We start from the raw sequence: 20350 nt of genomic DNA on the forward strand, positions 1-20350 counted from the left end.
AATCGAGTGTTTAAACGGATGGAAGCATAATGAATACTGGAACACCGGAAAGACTCTGCTTCAAACATGTCGCTCCGGACGATCGAGATTTTCTATTCTTAGTGAAAAAACTAAACAAGAGCCTAACTTCCATTACGAGTGATAGCGGTGAGAGTTCGTTCAAGGCAGAGGCATTTAACTCGGAAAAAGATGGGTATCTGGTGGGTTACTTAAATAGTGAACCCACCGTGTGCGGCGGATTTCGTTATCATTCAGAATCCGCCTGCGAAATAAAACGTATGTACTCCGCGAAACCGGGGCTAGGGTCACTACTGTTGAGTGAACTGGAGTCATACGCACTTAGCAAAGGGTATCGTTCGGCTTTGCTGTCTACGAGACGAGTGAATACAAAAGCGGTTTCATTCTACGAAAAACACGGATACCACAATATTCCAGCGTACGGGAGATATGTTGGGAGAGAGGTTTCCGTGTGCTTAGGAAAAAAACTGTAGTCGTTATCCATTCACCCATTGCACTTATTGCGCTGTCCACCCTAAGTCGATGGATAAGCTTGCCCCCGTTATTGATCTGCCTGAATCACTGACTAAAAACTTCACCATGGCTCCAACCTCTTCGGGTTCTATCATTCTTTTAATGGCGGCGTTTTTCAGCATGATCTCTTGAACAACGGAATCGTAATCCAAATTGTGGTTAGCAGCTTGGTCTGCAATTTGTTTTTCCACTAAAGGTGTTTTGACATAGGCAGGGCAGATAGCGTTCGCGGTAATGCCACATTCGCCGCCTTCTAGCGCGGAAGATTTAGTTAACCCAACTAACCCATGTTTTGCGGTCACATAAGCGGCTTTATACGGCGACGCGACTTGACCATGAATAGAGGCAATATTAATAATTCTTCCCCAATTATTGGTTTTCATAGGTGCCCAGCAGTACTTAGTGAGCAGGAAAGGGGAAGTAAGCATCACAGAAAGCATTTTAGATAAGACATTTTCGGGGAAAGTTTCTATCGGGCTGACATGCTGAAACCCTGCGTTGTTCACTAAAATATCGATTCTGCCAAGCTTGGACAGGACTTGTTCGACAAGCGCTTTGTTGTTCGATTCCAGAGAGAGATCGGCACAGAAAAACTCGCACCCGAGTTCAGATGCCGCTTGTTTGCCTTCACTCTCATTCAAATCAGCGATAGCTACTCGGATTCCCTCGAAAGCTAAAGCTTTAGCAATGGCGTATCCTATGCCGCTTGCTCCACCTGTCACGATTGCGACTTTAACCATTCAGTTTCCCCTTTCCTGTTGTTGAATAACCCGATCTCAGATTAATTTGAGATGTGGTATAGAACAAAAACCAACCGAAATTACAGTGTAATGGAAATTGGTACGTGAGACTTTGCTGTCGATACAGGTTCAGAATTTTGGGACTTTATCATCATTGCATGGAATGAAGTTCGCAGAACCCAATTTGGCGCGCGGAAACCTTTTCAGCGATCAGTATGATGTATAGAAATTAAGCGAATCGAAGGAGAATACAATGATAAGGCATCTACTACTTGTAGAGTTTAAAGAAGCAGCACAACACGAGCAGATCCAATCGTTGCTTGGGTTATTTTTGGAGATACCCAATACCGTGAAAGGTGTTGCGTCTGTTGAGTGGGGTAAAAATGATAGCCCAGAAGGAAAAAACAAAAATTATACGCATTGTATTTTTATGACGTTTGCAGATGAAGAAGGGCGTCAGAACTATTTAAAACACCCAGAGCATGAATCTTTAAAAGCGCAATTTCACCCTATCTTAGAAGACATTATCGTGCTTGATTACATCCCAACATGTTAAACCATTGGCTCTTATGCGCATGAAAGAAGGGGGGGAGCTTGGTATTGTTACGTTACCAGCTCTACTCCGAAAAAAGTTCCTTTATTAGCAGAAGATTTTTCCAATAAACCTTCATTTTTGAACCGCGAAAACAGTTACGTTAAAAAACATTGACCAAAACGTGGTTATTTATAGAATGCATTCCCTAAGTTGTATTGATAATTTTAATTAAACAAATGAATCGAAATCTTTTTGCTGTCTCTCTGTTGATGTTCAGCAGTCAATTACCTTCTCTTGCTTACGCTAATTCTATTCTCTACGATTCCTGCGACCGAAATTCGCATGCTTATTCCAGTACCAATTGCAATGAAGGTTCGAAGAAAGAAAATGGCTTCGAATACGAAGGATCCATATGGGAAAGCGATGAATCTGACGAACCACTTATCACGTTTATGGACCGAGGACGTTCACCAACCGACAGTGATTGGGAAGCGATGGATATCGAAGATAAGGTGCTGAACGAGCAAAGAAACGATTGTGCCCGTCGTGACGCTAATGATTGCATCATTTACGAGAATGATTAGGAAAAGGTGTTAGCCCTCAACTGTATTGTACCTACCTATTTTGCTTGGGAAATAAAATCGGCCGCTTAAATCGTTAAGATTCTCCGCGAATCCATCCAAGAGTTTGGGTACACTTTGTTTTTTCTCAAGGTGTACTCAAAACCATGACGACTCATCACGCAACAATTCGTTGGCAAAAATCGGAAAATCAAACGTTTACTGATAGCCAATTCAGCCGTGCACATTCTTGGGAATTTGACGGTGGACTATGCCTACAAGCATCTTCTTCTCCTTTAGTTATTCCTTCTCCTTTGTCAGATGAAACGGCCGTTGATCCAGAAGAGGCGTATGTTGCCACGCTTTCGAGCTGCCATATGATGGCTTTTTTGGCGATTGCCGCTAAGCGAAAATATGTGGTGGAGCATTACGAAGACAAAGCGTTCGGAATATTGTCGGAAGGTGAAGACGGAAAGCAGTGGGTTAGCAACGTGTCACTAAACCCAAATGTGGTTTTTTCTGGAAGTAAAATTCCAACTCCAGAACAACTTCAAAAGCTGCACGTAATGGCTCACAAAAACTGCTTTATCGCGAATTCAGTGAAATCCAAAATCGAAATCCATTCGTGAAAAACTGAGACTATTTTTATAATTAACCTCTACTTTGAGGTTATTTACCTTTTAATACTATGTCGGGGAATCAATGAAAATTATCGGAGTGGCTTTATCCATATTATTTTTGAGTGGCTGTTTAGGTATGCCAGACAAAGTACAACCAGTACAAGAATTTGCTGGAGAGCGATATTTAGGGAAGTGGTATGAAATCGCGAGGTTGGATCATTCGTTTGAACGTGGATTAGAGCAGGTAACGGCGGAATATTCTTGGCGCGACGATGGCGGTATTCGCGTTATCAATCGTGGTTATTCTCTTGAAGATAAAGAATGGAGCCAAGCGGAAGGTAAGGCATACTTTGTAGAAGGCGATGATCAAGGGTACCTGAAGGTGTCATTCTTTGGCCCGTTTTACGGTTCTTACGTGGTATTTGAACTGGAAAAAGAAGGTTATGATTACGCTTTCGTTTCAGGACCAGACAACTCCTACCTTTGGCTGTTGTCTCGTACACCTGAAGTTAGCCAAGAGATTAAGGACAAGTTTGTAGAGATCTCTAAAGCAAAAGGTTTTAACACCAATGAGCTGATATTCGTGAATCAGCAACCTTTCAAATAGACCTATCTAATGCAGTCTCAAAGCATTTATACCTGAGCTGGGTATAAATGCGAGATGGCTCGGATGTTCCATTCAAGCCGCTCAATAGGCTCTTAAAATCGAAACATAAGTCAAACTACACATATTGAATTTGTGGCATATTTTTGTTCAAACCAGAATATGTATAGGCGAAAAATGGCTAAGTTATGGGTCAATGCGTTAGGAGCAGCACTATTGCTGAGTGGGTGCTCCGATGCCAGCAAAATAAATCAGTGCCTCGGCTTCGATGCGCAAGACACAGTTTTTGTGATTAATGCTGACGACATTGGGATGCATCCCGATATGGATAAGGCTGTGTTTGAAATGTATGAGCAAGACATTGTTCAAACCTTTTCTTTAATGGTGCCAACACCAAATTTCAATTTCTCTGCACGTTATGCTATCAGCAATAAAGCACCTGTTGGCCTGCATCTAACACTGACCAACGAATGGCAAGAAGCCAACAGTTGGACGCCGTTACTCAGTCAAGAAGAGGTCCCTTCGCTATACAACAAAAAAGGCTTCATGTGGCCAACGGGAGATGAACTCGCAGAGCACGCAAATATCAAAGATGTGCGCAAAGAACTAGAAGCGCAAATCGACCTCGCATTAGAAATGGGGCTCGATGTGACTCATCTAGACTTCCACATGCTGTATTGGGCATATCGAGAAGATTTCTGGGACGTCACCCTTAGCATCGCGAAGCACTATAAGCTGCCTATCATTGTTCAGCACCACTGGATGAGTCAGCGTGAGCAGCGGAGCCGAACCGCGACTCTGCAATGGAAAGGATTCTTCTCTCCAGATGTTTTTTGGATGTATTACAACCCGACAGACAGGTTAATGGATGAGGGGCTAAGCCAAGTCCAATATCAAGAAATGTTTGAAGATGCCAAGCCAGCCCTTCATCACGTCGCGATTCACCCTGCACTTCGAACCGACAGTGCCAAGCAGCAATTCAGAGATGCTGAATTACGATTTGATGAATATCGTGTTTGGACCGATGGTTCACTTAAAAAAGCAATAAAAGAGAACAACATTCAATTTACGGATTATCGGGAGTTAAAACAATTGATGACGGAAGGGAGTAACTGCTTAAAATAGCGTCTTCATTGACAGGTCAACCGATATGATACGCCCATTGAATCAAATCAATGGGCGTATTGTTTTTATATAAGGCTAACGCTTGTCGATTTACCTTTCTATATAAAAACTTAGCAGAAAAAGTTTATCGGCATTTCCAACATTTTCCGTTGACCTTATTGCTAAACCAATCCGTGTTTGTTTTGCCCCCAGATTCCGCCCATGTTTTTAAATATGGGTATGCTACAGCAGCATCGGTGTTTTCGTGAGGGTGCAGCCATTCACTTTGAACATCAAGCGCCCAAGGTAAGCCTGCGGATGTTTGGTAGAAGCGTTCTGCTGCTGAATCGGAGTTATCGACTCCAGATCCAAATAGGCTGGTATCTGCCAAATCGGTATTGGGCTGATTCATTAGATGTACTTCTGTACCTCGGCTGTAAGTCGCATAAATAAAGGGGTTTATGATGGAGCTAGAGAACGACTCAAGTGCCGTGCTCAGCAAAACCGAAACCCGATAATCGACGCCATCTCGCTCGTCGGTGTTGTTGGTATTGAAGAAACTGAATGACCCATTGGAAGGCAGTATGTCGTGGATATTACTGAATGCAATGAAGACCATTTCACCGCTATGTCCGCTTTCAGGTGACAAGCTGGATTGGACGCCAGCAACAGTTTTCGTCATGCTCGATACATGGCTTGCTTCAATGCCGCTAAGTGAAACGCCAAAGCCATTCGCTCGGCTAGCGCCACGAGCGACAGCCTGCCCAATGTAATCGAAGCGCGTCATTTCATTATCGGCATTGGTATAGACTTCGTAAGCGTATCGCGTAACGAAATCGTTTAGGTCGTAATCGCCTTCATTTGGCCACTGATCCTCAAAGCTCAACGTATACCAACCAGAGGTTGGGGTGCGGCTGTAGAAGGCTATTGCTGGATCGTTTGGAGCGTAGTCTTCCGCATCCATTACTCCGTCACCATCGGTATCACCAATGGCTGGCCACGTGATTTCAGCTACGCCACTGATCAAGCCGTTACTGTCTACGGCGTACACCTGCACTTTCCATTGCTCGTTAAGACTCGTTTCGCTTGAAGGTAACGTTGCGCTCGAGTTGTTGGACTTACCTGCGAATTCGTCATCAACAAAATACCCTTGTCCAACGTCTACAAACCAACGATAAACGTAAGACACGCTATCGCCATCTGGGTCGGCAGGCGTGGGCCCTGTCACGGTGACCACAAGATCTTCGTTAACGCCCGTACCCGTATTTCGGCTCAGTGTAGGAGTATAGGGTGGATCATTTGGAATAATGATATACGTGACGGTCATTAGGCTGTAATTCAGCGTTGTTTTCCATGTTCTTCTCGCCATGTCGATATCAAGATCCACATCGATGATGCCATCCGATAAAGAGGCTACTGGGAGGTCAAACACCGTTGTAGACCAAGTTCGATTCGTTCCTTGCAAAAATCCGGGAGTGAGCATGGAGCCATCGACAGAAATGCTGTCGTATTCCCCGTTTTCGCCATGGCTAGGTTCTGAATCAATATCGTAGGCGTAAATGGTGAGCGTTGATTCCGTAACCTGAGCCCCTGTAGGTAAAGAGATACTGTGTTGCCAAGAGTAATCTTGGTCTTTACCGCTGTAGATATCAAACCCGTAGCCAGAAGGTGCAACGTAATGCGGTGACGTACTGTTTGCGTTGATTTTTTGAGTGATAGTGACGGAACCATCATTGTTGGTTACGGTGTTATCCTCCGACGCAGCGCCTAACGCAGAGGTACTGCATAAAGCTAGCGAGAGAAGAAACCACGTAGTTTGATGTGTTTTTCTAATGATCATAGCAGCCTCCTAATCCGTGCCTAATACAAGGTCGCAACCCACATTAATCTGATTCGTTAAATCTGAAATGGACGTCACGCTAGTGCAGTTTTCTCCATCCACCGTGGTTGTCACTTTGATGGATTGCCAGTTGGATGAAAGCCGAAGTTCACTTTGTATTTGACCCATTGAATCGGTTCTTCCAGTGAAGAATGGAATGGGATCTGCGCTGGATGATGTCATGCTGTAGATTTTTAAAATATGGTGCCCACGTATGTTGGCGTTAACCCCATCGACTTGAGTCATGTTACTGACGACACTGAATGTGATTTGTTGGTTGGACGAGCCTTTCCAATCAAACCCACTGGGCACAGTAATATCTGTAAATTCTGAGCTTGAAATTGGTGCGGAAGGGGAGGGTGACCCAGAACTGCTACTATCACCGCCGCCACCACATGCTGAAAGTATCAAGGTGGCTATGGTTACTGAAATGGCATTTTGTGTGATTTTCATCATTCACCCCGCTAGCTAGTATAGATTTTGGATTTATTCCTAATAGTGACTGCAGCAAGCGGTGTGCCAAATTTAATAGCTTGAATTTTAATGTTTTTTATTTTTTCGGGTTGGATTTTGTCTAATTGAGAATCAATTTAGAAGGTCAAAAAGCGAAGTGGAAAGGAGGGAAATACAGTAGGAGAGCTGCCAATTTGGCTATCGGTAAATACCGACACCACACTCCTACATTTAGAACTAAAATTGAATTGCGAGCGGTAGTTACTGAGTAGCAGCCTTAGCAAAATTGCTTAATGCTTGTTTCACTTTACCGATAACTTTTGCACACTTGTTCTCAGAATTCATGTCCAATCCATGACGAGTGTTGAGGTAGTCAGGGCTATTGTAAGACAACCAATTGTGCCCTGCTTCGTCTTGCCAAATGAGCATTTTTTGAGGCAAGTCGATAGCAGCAGTTTGGCTGCATTTCATCAGTGGTGTGCCGACTTTTGGATTACCAAAAATAACTAGACGGGTAGGTCTGAGTTCCATTCCCACTTTCTTTGCACCTTCATCATGTTTGATTTGGGTGAAAACGGTCATGCCTTTTTTCTCAAGAACTGTCACAAGGTTCTGAGTTGTTTGATCGACATTGTGATTGCTTTTGATGGTTACAAGACCGTTTTCAGCAATAGCCGAGTAGGACAAAAGGCATGAAAACACGCCAATAGCGATGGTTTTTTTCATTTTGATTCCTCTGGAAGTAAGGTCAATATTATTGAGTGCATTGACGTTCCTCCAATTCCCCATTCAGAGAGAACAATCGTTTAGAAGAATAAGGCAGAACATAGGTTCTGCCAAGATTCAACCTATTGAATTCGCTTGATTCTTACTTTGGCGACAGCGCCTTGCCAGTCATAGGCAGACTGCGCAAGATCGGCTTCACCGTGGATACCCGGGCTTGGGTAAACATAGCCTTCATCAGTGTCAGCAGCAGCAGAGAATGGCGAACCGCCACAGTGAGGACCAGGAATATTAGCGCACAATTCATCGTTGGCTTCTGTGCCAGCATCGTATGCGTGCATTTGGTAGGTCACCGATTTACCGATGTATCTAGGAAGTCGTTTCCCACGAAGTGACACTACGGTGTCATTGGTGGGCAGTAGCATGGAAATAAGGCTCAATCGATTATGTGGTCGAGTTGAAGTAATTTCAAACGACACACTTTGACCATTGTTGAGCAAGCCCTCTGATGAAGAAGTAGAAGAGACATAATTGGAGTCATCAAGTTGAGCTTGCAATGGCGCGATATCTCCCCCTTCGGCGACTCGTTCCACATTATCAGAGACAGGCTCCCCGAGCTTAAAAAGTTGGTGCCTTGGTAAATGGGTCGCGCCTAGAAAAGGAGTAAATGAAATGCCCTTTGTAAGGTTCGTTACCGTGACTTCGTAAACTCTTTCTTGATGGTAGTAATAAGAGTTGGCTAGCAATGAAGGAGAAAGACTAAATAGTGCTAAAGAGATGAGTGTTTTAGTTGTGTTTTTCATGCGAAAACCTCGCGTGTCGTTATTAAAGTCATAACGACTATACGCTCAGCCTTTGCTGGAATAACTCACAGAAAGCTCACAAATGCATCACAAATGATGCTCGCGCTATCATTCTTAAGCGCGAGCAGTTTAAGTTGCAAGTGTATTCAATGACAAGTACACCCTATCGCAGAAGACTAGTTCGACTTTTTGGTTTCCCAATGCGTAATAAAAGCGACGGCACCAATAATAATGGAGGCACCAAGCCATAGCCGACCCGGAGGAACCCAGCCAAATACCATCCACCCAGCCAACACGTTTAGAGGAAGTTTAGCGTGATCAAAGGGTTGTACAAACGATGCATCGGCAACGGCGTAAGCTTTCACAATTGCCCATTGTGCTAGCGCTGTCATCGCTCCCGCGGCAATCAACACTGCCCATAAATTCCAAGTGCTAGGCATTGAAAAATCGGGTAGTGCCAACACTAGGTTAAATGGGGTGATCAGCAAAAGAAGGTACACCACCATAGTGGAAGGTGGATCGTTCACTGATAATTTTTTCACCATAATGGAATAACATGCCCAGAAAAATGCAGCACCGACGGGCAATAGTGTCGCCCAGCTAAAGTCGTCGGCCCATGGCTCTAAAATAATCATGGCACCAGCAAAGCCTGCCAATGTCGCAAACCAGCGAGCAGCCCCCACTTTTTCTTTTAGAATCAAGCCTGAACCAACGGTGGCGAAAAGTGGTGATGTCATTAGCAATGCGATGCCTTGCCAAATAGGGACAGGGTAAGCCAGTGCCCACAGCCAAAGTTGTATACCAATAACGGAGAGAAAAACACGCATTGCATGCCACCCAAAATGTTGAGTTTTGAGTGATTGACGAATGCCTAGCGTTCTTAGATACGGGAGAATAACCAATAGCGCAATCCCATATTGGAGCAGCGCTACGGTGGTGGACGGAACGCCAAAGTTAATACTTGCGACCTGGGCAAGGCTATTAACAATAGCGAAAGCCATTCCGGCGGTAAGCATCCAAGACGCACCGCGTATAGGGTTATGTTGTTGAGTGTGCATAAAAGTGGTGAATAAAAATTGTGTTTTTAAATCATACGTTTTATTCACCATTAAGCCAACGCTTGTGACACGACAAATCTATTCAAAAAAATTGAATGAATTTGGTGCTGGTCGAATATAAAGGCTTAACCAAGCTAAGCGCTCTAGATCACCTCTCGGGTTCAGCTTTTCGCCTTTCAGATTGAGCTAATAGCGCTTCTTGGTATTGTTGTTTCGACTTGCCTTTGTCTAATACCGATTTGAGTAACTGTTTCATGGTTTGAGGCGCTAATTCACCAACGGGTGCGTCTGTATCTAAATTGGTGGGGAAAGAATAACCATCAGCCGAGGCTGTAAGAATGGCGTCTTTTTCCAATTCGCTCAGTGCCCCTGATTGCCAATGTACACTTAGGTTATCGAAGAGCGTTGACGATACCTTTGCTAAATCTACCGTTTCCATCGGTTTCGCAAACGCAGAGGAGATTTGAAGTAAGTTGGCACAGCGCTGCACGTCTTTTGTGTCGTTTTGTCCTGCTGCGTGCACGATGGCCGGGTTAAAAAAGAGGGCGTCGCCTTTGGATAACGGCAGTTGCACACAGTGATCTTCGAAGTACTGTTGAAATATGGGCTCTCTACAGGATACATACCCTAATGGGTAGTGTTGAGAGTAAGGTAAAAGCTTAGTCGGACCGCTCTCTAGCGGCATATCACTGTGTGCGATAGCTCCTTGCAGAGTCAGTAATGCCGACATTTGCTGAGCATGAACGGGATATTGGCTTAACGTATCTGCGTGTTGAAAACCAAGATGGTAATCGCGATGAGACTGTTGTGCACGCCCCCCTGGACGAACAATATTCACCTGAGCGGTAACTTGGTAGTTTCCGCCAAGCCAAGACTCTGAAACCAATTTAAGCAAAGGGTTCTTGTAGTAATTGATGAATACCTCTGGGTTCGCCAACGCACTTTTTTGAAACACATTCCAGATACGCCCATTGGCAGTTGCCCCTGCTTGAGCGAAATGATCGCCTTCACCAAACCCTAGCTCCGACGCCAGAATGTCATTAAAAACATGGCTCATTGAATCGACAATTTGGGTATCTGAGAAAAAGTGTTTAATGACGACGATACCGCCTCCCATCAGAAAAATACTCGCCAATTCATCTTTGATCGTGTCCCAGTTTTCGGAATCAATTTGATGCGCATCGTATATGACAATACCTTGATGCACTTCAGATGGCCATTTGAGCGCAAATTCTGAAGAGGGAACACGACTGGCAACAAAGTCTTCCAAGCTGATGTTGTCTTTGTTCGCAAACATTGGAAATTTAGAGTTCGAGTACATGGGGTTTCTCCTTTTCCCTAAGTAGTGTCTTACCGTTGTTTTGCTGTGTCCGACGGATATCTGTAACCCTTTGATTTTTTATTTTCCGCCAGATGTTATTCCGCATTCTTATGCAAATGTGCGGTTAAATTCTAGCCAATCATCACACTTTTGGGAACCACTTTTTGAATTAACTGTTTCATTTAATCTTTATGTGAAATATTTATTTCTAACAAAGACAACCCAGCACATAACCATCAAGTTGTGCAGCAATGTGGAGAAAGAATGGATGTCTGATTTACTTTCTAAACGGAAAAATCGGGACGAACAGAACCGTATACAGCACATTACGCCTACATCGGCGGGTTGGACGTACATTGGTTTTGACGTTGTGCAACTCACAAGCGGTCAATCCCAAAGTTTTGAAGCCGTAGAAGGACAAGAAATTTGTGTTGTGTTGGTTTCAGGCAAGGCAAGGGCGACATTAGCTGGGGAGAGTTTGGGGGAGATAGGGGAGAGAATGTCGCCATTCGACAAGATCAAACCTTACGCTGTTTACCTTTCAAGCGGAGATGGATGTACATTAAACGCGCAAACAGATTTAGAGCTAGCAGTGTGCCGAGCTCCCGGCAAAGGCACGCATCCATCGCGACTGATCTCTCCTAAAGACATAGGTGCCGAGCATCGTGGCAATGGTCGAAATCAGCGGTTTGTGCATAACATTTTGCCCGACAACGAACCCGCAGACAGTTTGCTGGTTGTTGAAGTTTATACCGATGAAGGGTGCACCAGTTCTTACCCCAGTCATAAGCACGATCAAGATGATCCACCGAATGAAACTTTGCTCGAAGAGACGTACTACCACCGGCTGAACCCAGAACAAGGGTTTTGTTTTCAGCGAGTGTACACCGATGATCGTACGTTGGACGAATCCATGGCGGTTTATGACCGCGATGTCGTTCAGGTACCTAAAGGTTATCACCCTGTCGCGACCGTAGCCGGTTACGACAGCTACTATTTAAATGTGATGGCTGGCCCAGTAAGACAATGGTTGTTTACATGGGAAAAAGACCATCAGTGGGTCAATACTGACGAATATAAAAAGATGGATTAAAACATGTTTAATATTGCTCTATTTGGTGCCGGACGCATTGGTCAGGTGCATGCTGCCAACATTTCTTCACACCCAAAAACTAACCTTACGGCGATTATCGACCCTTATGAAAAGGGCGCTCGTATGTTGGCAGAGAAATACGACGCGCAAGTTATGTCGATACAGGACGCGATGGAAAACCCCAGTATTCACGCGGTTTGCATTGGCTCGGCAACAGATACCCATGCCGATTTGATTGAACTTGCAGCGAAATCGAACAAGGCTATTTTTTGTGAAAAGCCAATCGATTTAAGCCTAGAGCGAGTGCGTCAATGTCTTGCGACTGTTTCTACCCATCAAGTACCGATGCTGGTGGGATTCAATCGCCGCTACGATCCTCATTTTTCTGCGCTCCAACAACAGTATGCTAAAGGGGCGATCGGTAAAGCTGAGTCGTTAGTGATTACGTCTCGCGATCCCGCTCCACCGCCAGTTGAGTATGTCAAAGTCTCTGGCGGTTTGTTTCGAGACATGGCAATTCACGATTTTGATATGGCGCGGTTCATACTAGGAGAGGATCCTATTTCTGTGATGGCCCATGGCAGTTGTATGGTGGATGAAGAGATCGGAAAAGCGGGTGATATCGACACGGCGGTAACAGTTCTCTCTTTCCCTTCAGGTGCTACTGCAACGATCATCAATAGTCGTCGATCTGGATACAGCTACGATCAACGTGCAGAACTTCATGGAAGTGAAGGGATGTTACGAGTAGAAAATTTGCCGGAGAACTTAGTTCAGCAATGGGATGAATCTGGTGTGCAATCAGCGAAGCCTCAGCCGTTTTTCCTAGAAAGATACGAAAAAGCCTATCAAGTTGAATGGCAACATTTTGTGGATATTCTCGAAAGAAAAACCGCGCCTTTATGCAGTGGGTATGATGGTGAGATTGCTTTGGTGATTGCTGAAGCTGCCACCGAATCCATGCGTTCAGGGCAGCCTGTTTCGCTATAAGAGTGTCGTAAATAGAGGCAACTATGAAGCCAATGAAACGGCAATGGTCTGTGCGAGACACAGCGTTGCAGACTGAGCTCTAAAGCCGTCGACATTGGCTTCATTTACAACAAAACTGACATCAGAAAGCTCTGCAATGGGGCTGACTTGGCTGTCTGTAATTGTGACCTGTTTTGCACCTTTCTGCTTAGCAGATTTTACCCAGTCATGTGTTTCCTGAGCGTACGGGGTAAAGCTGATCGAAATTACCGCATCTTTCCCAGTGACCATCGCAAGCTGTTCATTGTACATGCCACCCAATCCATCAATCAGCATGACTCGTTTGCCTAAATGGCGTAAGGCATACACAAAGTACGACGCTACACTGAATGAACGGCGCATTCCGACAACATAAACACATTCCGCTTCGTCCAGCAGTTTTACCGCTTTGTTCAAATCATCTTCTTCGATTTTGTTTGCCAGTTGCTCTAGAGCGTGGGCATTCGCGTGAGCGAAGGAATGCAAGCGAGAAATCGGCGTGCTTGGTTTAACTTCGTCTGGAGACATGGCTTTTACAAGCTTAACTCGATCTGAATAATTACTGGTTTCTTCTACCATGTTCTGGCGATACAGCTGCTTTATTTCATTGAAGCCACTGAAGCCCAATGCGCTGGCAAATCGAATGAGTGTTGAAGGAGGAACATCGGCATTACTGGCAATAACGGCAACCGTATCAAATGCCACATTATCAGGGTTATCCAGTAGATACTGGCCCACTTGTTGAAGACGTCGGCTTAAGCTTCCGTATTCCTTTCGGATACGATCTTGTAACTCATTGAGTGTTGTTACGGGTTTCATGTAGCGTCCAGATAAGTGAAAATGAGAAGGAAAACACCCTTCTTTATTTCGAGGTTACTTCATTTGGAATAAACATTTCAATCCTGCGTATCAGATTCGTGAGAGCTGCCTATATAGCTATACATTCAAATGCCTGTATACCCAAATATCTATATACCCATGTGACCTCAAGGTGCTTGCTCCAGCGAGAACTACCTAGATTTCAAACAAGGCATCAATACAAACGTAAAATTTAACCGCGAGTCGGTAGCTTGATTAAATTTGTGACTTTGAACCAATAATGACAAATCTATCCGGTCATTTTTATTGGGGAAGATAAGCTAATTGATGAATAAATCAAAAAGCGATAATTGCTTAATTCCTCACTTTTAATGGGTTTATTTACGAGTTTGCTTTTTCATACTTCTTTTTAGTAGCTGTAGACGATAGGAGCCTTCACAAAAGTACAACATTCTTAGGGTGGTCACTGTATGGGCTTAGAGAATGAAATTCTTGCTACTTTGCAAATGTACACTAAGGCATTATCGGTCTCTCTCAAATACCGTGACTTTTCGACATATCGGCATTCGGGCCGTGTTCAACAACTGTCTTCAGAGCTTGGGCGAAATTACGGTTTAGGTGGGAAAGAGCTCAATGCGTTGTGCATTGCTGCGGCATTCCATGATATCGGAAAGATAGGCATTCCTGATGACGTGTTAATGAAGCCGGGAAAATTCGAAAAAGAAGAGTGGGAGATCATGAAAACGCACTCTGAAATTGGCGAGAAAATACTGGCTTCCACCGAGCTAAAAGGAGCCGAGTATGTTGCCAAACTTATCCGTCACCATCATGAGCATTATAATGGAAATGGCTACCCCGATGGCTTGGCTGGGGATGAGATTCCTATTTCATCTAGAATTATCAGTATAGTGGATAGCTATGAGGCGATGTCGATTACCAGAGTTTACCATTTAGCCCGAACTCATGATGAAATTATGGAAATTTTACGTCAGGAAACGGGCTTAAAGTATGACCCAGATGTATTTAAAATATTTAGTGTCATGATAGAGAATAGTGAATTTAAAACGAAAAAATAGCTTTGTTCGTTATTTATTAACTGAATTTCATATTTTGTCATCACATTTATTTGTAACTCTCTGAACTGTTTTTACTATATCACTTGGCTCTTTCTAAGTTTTTGTAATTTAATGGATTATTTGTTTTTGATCGTGTTTCCCTTCTTACCCCTTAGGTATTCAAAAGCAATAATGATTTATATCAATAAACTAAACTCTATTCCTATAAATAATGATTTCGAGGGAAATTATTATTTATAGGAATAGAGATGCAAAAGGAAAACAAGAGTGTTTATCAAAGAAGAAGGAAGTCTGCTTCTTCATTTAATTCAAGAAATGAATACCTAGAGCATGAGTTAAATATTGCTGAATATAAGCGATGGGCACCTCATATTCCATTTCGGGACTTCGGTGTTGAAATAGAGGATTGGGTCCCTGCTATTGCAGCCACAATAGGAAAAGTGGTTATGGTCACCGCTATGGTGGCGGCGTTCGCAGCACAGTTTGGTTTGTCTCCTGAATTTGTGGCAGAAAATGTACGCTTCGAATTACTGATCGCAGGGTTTCTTTTCGTTATTTTGTTTTCCGCTATGCTGAATCCACGTACCAACCTTGCTGGGACTCATGGCCCTATGATCCCATTGATCCCTCTTGTTGCCGCAGCTGGTGGTCACCCTTTGGCGCTGGGAATTATGGTAGGGGTTTTTGGTTTATTGCTCAGTGCGTCCAAAGGGGGCTCGAAGCTTGTAAAGTTGACGGGTGAAGGTGTACGGGGTGGATTGCTCATTTATCTTGGCGCGGTCGGGCTGATTAGTCAGTTGGGTAAATTTGAATCTTGGTCGATTTCTGCCGGTTTTGATGCCGTTTCCTTTGCGGTCGTTCTATCCACAATTGTTATTTATGCCTATTTAGCGAAAGTAGAAAAGCGATGGCTTGCGATACCCCTGTGTTCTTTGATCGCTGGTGTAGTCGCGTACGTTATGGGGATACCGTTCGAATTTACGACAGAGCCAGGCTTACCGAATATGAGCCCTTTCTATTGGTGGGGTGAAGACACAGGGTGGCAGTTAGGCTGGCCAAAGTTAGAACACTTTATTGCAGTTATCCCTTTCGCGATTTTGGCTGTCGCCATGTGGTCGCCCGACTTTTTGGGTCATCGAGTATTCCAAGAACTCAATTACCCTAAATCCGCCAAAGGGGCATTGATGGATGTTGATGACACCATGACGGTTTGTTCAATTCGTCAAATTGTAGGAGTGGGGTTAGGAGGAGGCAATTTAGCGTCTTCGTGGGGGACTTACATGATTCCGGCTGCCATTGCGAAAAGACCGATTCCAGGGGGAGCGCTGCTAACCGGCTTGATGTGTATTTTTGCAGCGGTTTTAGGTTACCCAATGGATTTAGCAATGTGGGAACCTGTGTTACGAGTGGCACTTTTGGTTGGGGTCTTTCTACCGCTCTTAGAAGCTGGGATGCAAATGGTTAGGAATGCGAGAAACGCTCAAAGTGCAGGAATTTGCATGTTTGCGTGTGCGTTGGTCAACCCTGTATTCGGTTGGGCGATTGCCATGCTCTTGGACAATACCGGTATTATTGGAAATAAAGAACGCTCAGACTCTCTTTCTGGTATCGATAGGTTTGGTATTCCTTTGTTGGCCGTTTCCGTTTGTGTAGGCGCACTTGCACTAGTGGGGCAGTTACCTGGTATTCCTGCGTTGCTTTAGGTCAAGAAATGACTTAGGTCTGGAATTGCTATAGCTTTAGAATTGCCATAGCTCTAGAACTTTTCAAGCATAACCGGTTGTAAGTAAAGAAGAGGGAGAGCTCATACTCAATCGAGCTCTCCAAACTCAACTCGGGTTAAAGGGTGATTGTTTTGTCTTTGAACACCAGTTTTTCTATATGGCTTAAGTTGTTTTTACCGTCTCTGCGTTGTTGCTTGTCTTTAACGGTAACTGAGCCGTCGCTATGCTTTTCGATTGTGTAAGCTGAAGCGTTTCCAGAAAAGAACACTTTGTTTGTTGCTTCGTTTCCAGTGATGTCATTGTCCATAGAATTGACGATAACATTCGAAGGGTTCGACCCCGTTAATGTAATGTTTTTAAGGTATTGAGAGTGGTGAGTATAGGGAACGGATTCGTTAAAACGTAGGCTAAAGTCACCAGTAAAACTTCCATCGATTCGAGCATTGTATGTGAGATAAGAGTGGAAGAATTTATTGTTCATTAATTCCGCACCAAGGGAGTCTTCTAGGGCAATTTCTTTACGACTTTTGGCGGTATAAATCCCCCACATTCCATGCGTATTGCTTTCCGACCAAGCTCCCCATAGACCGTAGTAGGAATCAATGACCGAAGCGAGATATTCTTGTGACAGGCTGTTTTCTTCTTTTAGTTCATTTATCCAGCGTCTTTGGTCAATACCACCTCCCCATAATTGGTGCGCTAAGGCGTAATATTGCGCTTGTCGTATTTCAGCTTGAAATTCTGGCAGCGCCCCCATAAACGTGTCTTCTTGATCAATACCGATTCCGTAGTCGTGAACCAAGTGCAGAATTTCTTCAAATGTCGCGTCTCGATGATCGTAGTCTTGAGTGGTGTACCACTTGTGCCCTTCAACTTGGATTTCATTTTGGTACAGCGGTTGACCACCTAAATCCGAGGCAGGGTTAGAACCATCGTCCTCACCATTCAGAAGCAAGAGTACGGCATTGTTATCTGCCATTTTGTTGGCGACTTGGGTTTTGTCTGACCCAAACTGTGAATTGGGGAGAGGGGTTAAGTAATGCTCTAAGACTGATCTCGCACGAACAATTTGATTGTCTGATAGCTTGTCTTGCGCGATCAGGTGTATTGCCTTTCCATTTGGCGCAAGTACTTTTGTGTAGCGATTGAATTTCATTTCAACGCTGTAGGTTTCTGAAAGTGTGTCGGGTACGTCTTCAATTCCTAGGCTTTTTGTTTCTTCAGAAAGAGGAATAAAAACGGCTGAGGCACTACTTGTGCTGTTACAGCCAGCTAAGTTAAACGTGATGGACGTGGCAAGCAAACTAGTAAGAACGAAACGCTTCATTTTGGTATCCCGCTGTGCACTTCGTCAGAGGCGAAGTTCTGGCTATGTGGTTATTCGTATCATTAGACCTTAGCATTTCATGAATTAACCGAATGTTGGGTAAGCGAATGTAAGGATGGACCTTCTAGTTTTTTCTCTTGTATTTATTACTCTTAAATAACATTAAATTATCGTTTTTCGATAATTTAATGTTGATCTGCGATTTTTTACGATTTAGTATGCGCTTATCCAATCAGATGAGAATCACCTAATGTCAAAGATCCAAAATCAAAGCCGCCGCGTGCGAATTCTATTTCAATGTTTGTTTGCGCTTACACCTGTTTTGGTGTGTTACTACTGGCTAACAGTGGATACGTCGTATGATTTTTTAACTTCAATGGGCATCATTGAAATGAGTTTCAAGGCGAACGACTTCACCTCCCAACCTTTGGCGCTTAGCACCCGGCTGTTCGCGATGATTGCGAGTTTATTGTTGTGCAGCATTATTATGTATGCGCTGATGCTGTTAATTCGGCTGTTCAAGAACTACGAACGCGATGAAATTTTTTCGTTGGAGAATGCCAATTACTACCAAAAGCTAGGCTACAGCTTGTTTTATTGGGTCGGTGGCTCGGTCATCTATGGCGCAGTAACATCAGTGATTTTGTCGTTCAACAACCCACCGGGTGAGCGTGTACTTGCAGTCACTTTTCAAGGTTTGGATTTGCTGACGCTTATGTTTGGCTTTATCGTGGTGATCATTTCTTGGGTAATGAAAGAAGGTCACGCACTTGCAGACGAAAACCGCCATACCATTTAAGGGCTTATCATGACGATTTGTATTAATTTAGATGTAATGATGGCCAAAAGGAAAATGCGATTAAAGACGCTGGCTCAAGAAGTTGGGATTACCGAAGCTAATTTGTCGGTGTTAAAGAATGGCAAAGCAAAAGCCGTGCGTTTTTCAACGTTAGAAAAGTTGTGTGAAGTACTTGAATGCCAACCGGGTGATATCTTGGAGTATCAAGCAGAACAATCTGAGTGATTTTCTAAGGTCACAGGAAGGTTGGACAAGAATAAAGGCGTGAAGGGATGTTCACGCCTTTATTGTCTGAATAGGTATACGCCATTCAGCGCGACAAACATCTTAGCTAGTTAGCGCAACCCATTGGCTGTCTGAATCTCTTGAGTTTAATGCCGCAAACACAAAAGCCATGCCTTCAGCACCTTCTTCCACACTAGGATATTCAAGGCACAGCGGGTTAGGTTCCTCTCCTGATTCCAGTGCCACAATGTGATTCGCCAAATCAAAATACAAATTAGCGAATGCTTCTCGATAGCCCTCCGGATGCCCGATAGCTACATGAGATATTCTTTGTGCTTCAGGCAATAATCCTTTACCCCCTTTGGTTAAGGTATATGCAGGTGCATCTAACGGTCTAACAAGTAATTCATTGGGCTGTTCTTGGTTCCACTCTATGCCACCTTTTGAACCATAAATCGTGAAACTCAAGCCATGTACGCCACCAGCGGCAGCTTGAGTAACAAATAGCTGACCTCGCGCACGGTTTGAATATCGCAATTGCGCTCCACAATAATCGTCTGCTTGACGCCCATCCACCAAGGCAGTGACATCAGCACTGATCTTTTCGGGGATCATTCCTGACACATAATTAAGCAAGTGATAACTGTGGGTGGCAATATCACCCAGTATCAATGAAGGACCTGCTAACTCAGGTTTCATGTGCCAATTAGACCCATCAAGTTCGCTGGGTGTTAGCTCAGCCAAATGCCCTTGGATATAGTTGCTTTGAAGCATTTTTATGTCGCCGATGACCCCATTTTTTATCATGGCACGCGCTTGGCGTACCATCGCATAGCCCGTGTAGCCGTATGCGACGCAATAACACTTCTTACTTTGCTTGGCTTTGGTAACAAGATGGTTCGCTTCTTCTTCGTTCATTGTGAGTGGTTTCTCACACATTACGTGAAAACCCATTTCTAGAGCTTGAATGGATAAGGCGTAATGGGTGTTGTTGGGCGTCATGATCGCAATCACATCTGCACCATCTGCTCGGCTTTTTTCCTGTGAAAATAACGCATCAGGCGAAGCGTATCCGCGAACGCCCAAAGATTCAGCGGCTTTCAAAGAACGGTCTGGGTTCGAAGAAAAAACACCGGCCACGACGTCAAATTCTTCGTGCATAGTGGCAGCACTTCGGTGAATAGACCCGATAAACGAATCGGGACCTCCACCAATCACAGCAAGTCTTAACCTTCGTCCAAGTTTTTGTATCGAGAGGCTCATATTCTTTCCTTTTATCTGCTAGGAGAAAGGTGCGTACACGTTAGTCCTGTGCAAAAACTGTTTATTCTGGAGCAAGAAAAATCTA

Annotated in this window: 22 protein-coding genes; 12 read left to right on the top strand and 10 right to left on the bottom strand. The window is 44.1% G+C overall.

Translation table 11 applies throughout. The annotated features are described in order from the left end of the window. Positions 1–29: 29 nt before the first annotated feature. Entirely contained in the window at positions 30–491 is a 462-nt protein-coding gene (locus CW749_RS11355) for a GNAT family N-acetyltransferase (protein ID WP_101112234.1), read from the top strand. A 24-nt stretch (positions 492–515) separates the two neighbouring features. On the opposite strand, the gene CW749_RS11360 is transcribed toward CW749_RS11355, so the two are convergent. Continuing rightward, positions 516–1271 (bottom strand): 3-hydroxybutyrate dehydrogenase, encoded by a 756-nt coding sequence (locus tag CW749_RS11360; protein WP_101112236.1) that lies wholly within the window; start codon positions 1269–1271, stop codon positions 516–518. Between the two features lie 253 nt (positions 1272–1524). Here CW749_RS11360 and CW749_RS11365 point away from each other — a divergent pair, with 253 nt between their 5' ends. From CW749_RS11365 to CW749_RS11385, 5 genes are all read left to right on the top strand, one after another. Next, positions 1525–1827, top strand: coding sequence for a Dabb family protein (locus CW749_RS11365; RefSeq protein WP_101112237.1), 303 nt, complete (start codon positions 1525–1527; stop codon positions 1825–1827). A 215-nt stretch (positions 1828–2042) separates the two neighbouring features. After that, positions 2043–2390 (top strand): hypothetical protein, encoded by a 348-nt coding sequence (locus CW749_RS11370; RefSeq protein ID WP_145997847.1) that lies wholly within the window; start codon positions 2043–2045, stop codon positions 2388–2390. 143 nt (positions 2391–2533) lie between these two features. After that, complete coding sequence (locus tag CW749_RS11375; protein WP_101112241.1) at positions 2534–2995, top strand: OsmC family protein; 462 nt, start codon at positions 2534–2536, stop codon at positions 2993–2995. 73 nt (positions 2996–3068) lie between these two features. After that, the gene (locus CW749_RS11380; protein ID WP_101112243.1) at positions 3069–3593 is read left to right on the top strand and encodes a lipocalin family protein; all 525 of its coding nucleotides are present in this window, start codon (positions 3069–3071) and stop codon (positions 3591–3593) included. 174 nt (positions 3594–3767) lie between these two features. Further along, positions 3768–4715 carry a polysaccharide deacetylase family protein gene (locus CW749_RS11385; RefSeq protein ID WP_180958386.1) on the top strand — a complete coding sequence of 316 codons (948 nt, stop codon included), beginning with the start codon at positions 3768–3770 and terminating at the stop codon, positions 4713–4715. Between the two features lie 124 nt (positions 4716–4839). Here CW749_RS11385 and CW749_RS11390 read toward each other — a convergent pair whose 3' ends face one another. From CW749_RS11390 to CW749_RS11415, 6 genes are all read right to left on the bottom strand, one after another. Then, complete coding sequence (locus CW749_RS11390) at positions 4840–6534, bottom strand: LruC domain-containing protein (RefSeq protein WP_101112247.1); 1695 nt, start codon at positions 6532–6534, stop codon at positions 4840–4842. Between the two features lie 9 nt (positions 6535–6543). Further along, a complete protein-coding gene (locus CW749_RS11395; RefSeq protein WP_101112248.1) occupies positions 6544–7029 on the bottom strand; it encodes a hypothetical protein in 486 nt (161 codons plus the stop codon). A 258-nt stretch (positions 7030–7287) separates the two neighbouring features. Further along, positions 7288–7752, bottom strand: a complete 465-nt coding sequence (locus tag CW749_RS11400) for a DUF302 domain-containing protein (RefSeq protein WP_101112249.1) — start codon at positions 7750–7752, stop codon at positions 7288–7290. 122 nt (positions 7753–7874) lie between these two features. Next, complete coding sequence (locus tag CW749_RS11405) at positions 7875–8552, bottom strand: spondin domain-containing protein (protein WP_101112250.1); 678 nt, start codon at positions 8550–8552, stop codon at positions 7875–7877. A gap of 176 nt (positions 8553–8728) precedes the next feature. Further along, the gene (locus CW749_RS11410; RefSeq protein ID WP_101112304.1) at positions 8729–9610 is read right to left on the bottom strand and encodes a DMT family transporter; all 882 of its coding nucleotides are present in this window, start codon (positions 9608–9610) and stop codon (positions 8729–8731) included. Between the two features lie 148 nt (positions 9611–9758). Then, the gene (locus tag CW749_RS11415) at positions 9759–10931 is read right to left on the bottom strand and encodes a phytanoyl-CoA dioxygenase family protein (RefSeq protein WP_101112251.1); all 1173 of its coding nucleotides are present in this window, start codon (positions 10929–10931) and stop codon (positions 9759–9761) included. A gap of 268 nt (positions 10932–11199) precedes the next feature. Here CW749_RS11415 and iolB point away from each other — a divergent pair, with 268 nt between their 5' ends. Beyond that, positions 11200–12024, top strand: coding sequence for a 5-deoxy-glucuronate isomerase (iolB, locus tag CW749_RS11420; protein WP_101112252.1), 825 nt, complete (start codon positions 11200–11202; stop codon positions 12022–12024). A 3-nt stretch (positions 12025–12027) separates the two neighbouring features. After that, the gene (iolG, locus tag CW749_RS11425; protein WP_101112253.1) at positions 12028–13014 is read left to right on the top strand and encodes an inositol 2-dehydrogenase; all 987 of its coding nucleotides are present in this window, start codon (positions 12028–12030) and stop codon (positions 13012–13014) included. A 21-nt stretch (positions 13015–13035) separates the two neighbouring features. Here iolG and CW749_RS11430 read toward each other — a convergent pair whose 3' ends face one another. Then, positions 13036–13851 (bottom strand): MurR/RpiR family transcriptional regulator, encoded by an 816-nt coding sequence (locus CW749_RS11430; RefSeq protein WP_101112254.1) that lies wholly within the window; start codon positions 13849–13851, stop codon positions 13036–13038. A gap of 470 nt (positions 13852–14321) precedes the next feature. On the opposite strand from CW749_RS11430, the gene CW749_RS11435 reads away from it, so the two are divergent. Next, the gene (locus tag CW749_RS11435) at positions 14322–14927 is read left to right on the top strand and encodes an HD domain-containing phosphohydrolase (RefSeq protein ID WP_101112255.1); all 606 of its coding nucleotides are present in this window, start codon (positions 14322–14324) and stop codon (positions 14925–14927) included. A 248-nt stretch (positions 14928–15175) separates the two neighbouring features. Beyond that, positions 15176–16630: a DUF3360 family protein gene (locus CW749_RS11440; protein WP_101112256.1), complete on the top strand. Its 1455-nt coding sequence runs from the start codon at positions 15176–15178 to the stop codon at positions 16628–16630. A 136-nt stretch (positions 16631–16766) separates the two neighbouring features. Here the strand turns inward: CW749_RS11440 and CW749_RS11445 are convergent, their stop codons facing one another. Beyond that, positions 16767–17978, bottom strand: coding sequence for a hypothetical protein (locus CW749_RS11445; protein ID WP_101112257.1), 1212 nt, complete (start codon positions 17976–17978; stop codon positions 16767–16769). 250 nt (positions 17979–18228) lie between these two features. On the opposite strand from CW749_RS11445, the gene CW749_RS11450 reads away from it, so the two are divergent. Both CW749_RS11450 and CW749_RS11455 read left to right on the top strand, forming a co-directional pair. Further along, on the top strand, positions 18229–18777 hold the full coding sequence (locus tag CW749_RS11450) for a DUF2975 domain-containing protein (RefSeq protein ID WP_101112258.1): 549 nt from the start codon (positions 18229–18231) through the stop codon (positions 18775–18777). Positions 18778–18786: 9 nt separating this feature from the next. After that, complete coding sequence (locus tag CW749_RS11455) at positions 18787–19002, top strand: helix-turn-helix transcriptional regulator (protein WP_101112259.1); 216 nt, start codon at positions 18787–18789, stop codon at positions 19000–19002. Between the two features lie 102 nt (positions 19003–19104). Here the strand turns inward: CW749_RS11455 and CW749_RS11460 are convergent, their stop codons facing one another. Then, the gene (locus tag CW749_RS11460) at positions 19105–20265 is read right to left on the bottom strand and encodes a Gfo/Idh/MocA family oxidoreductase (RefSeq protein WP_101112260.1); all 1161 of its coding nucleotides are present in this window, start codon (positions 20263–20265) and stop codon (positions 19105–19107) included. Between the last annotated feature and the right edge of the window lie 85 nt (positions 20266–20350).

Origin of the sequence: Vibrio sp. vnigr-6D03 (genome assembly GCF_002835515.1) — a bacterium.
In the GTDB taxonomy this organism is placed as follows: domain Bacteria; phylum Pseudomonadota; class Gammaproteobacteria; order Enterobacterales; family Vibrionaceae; genus Vibrio; species Vibrio penaeicida.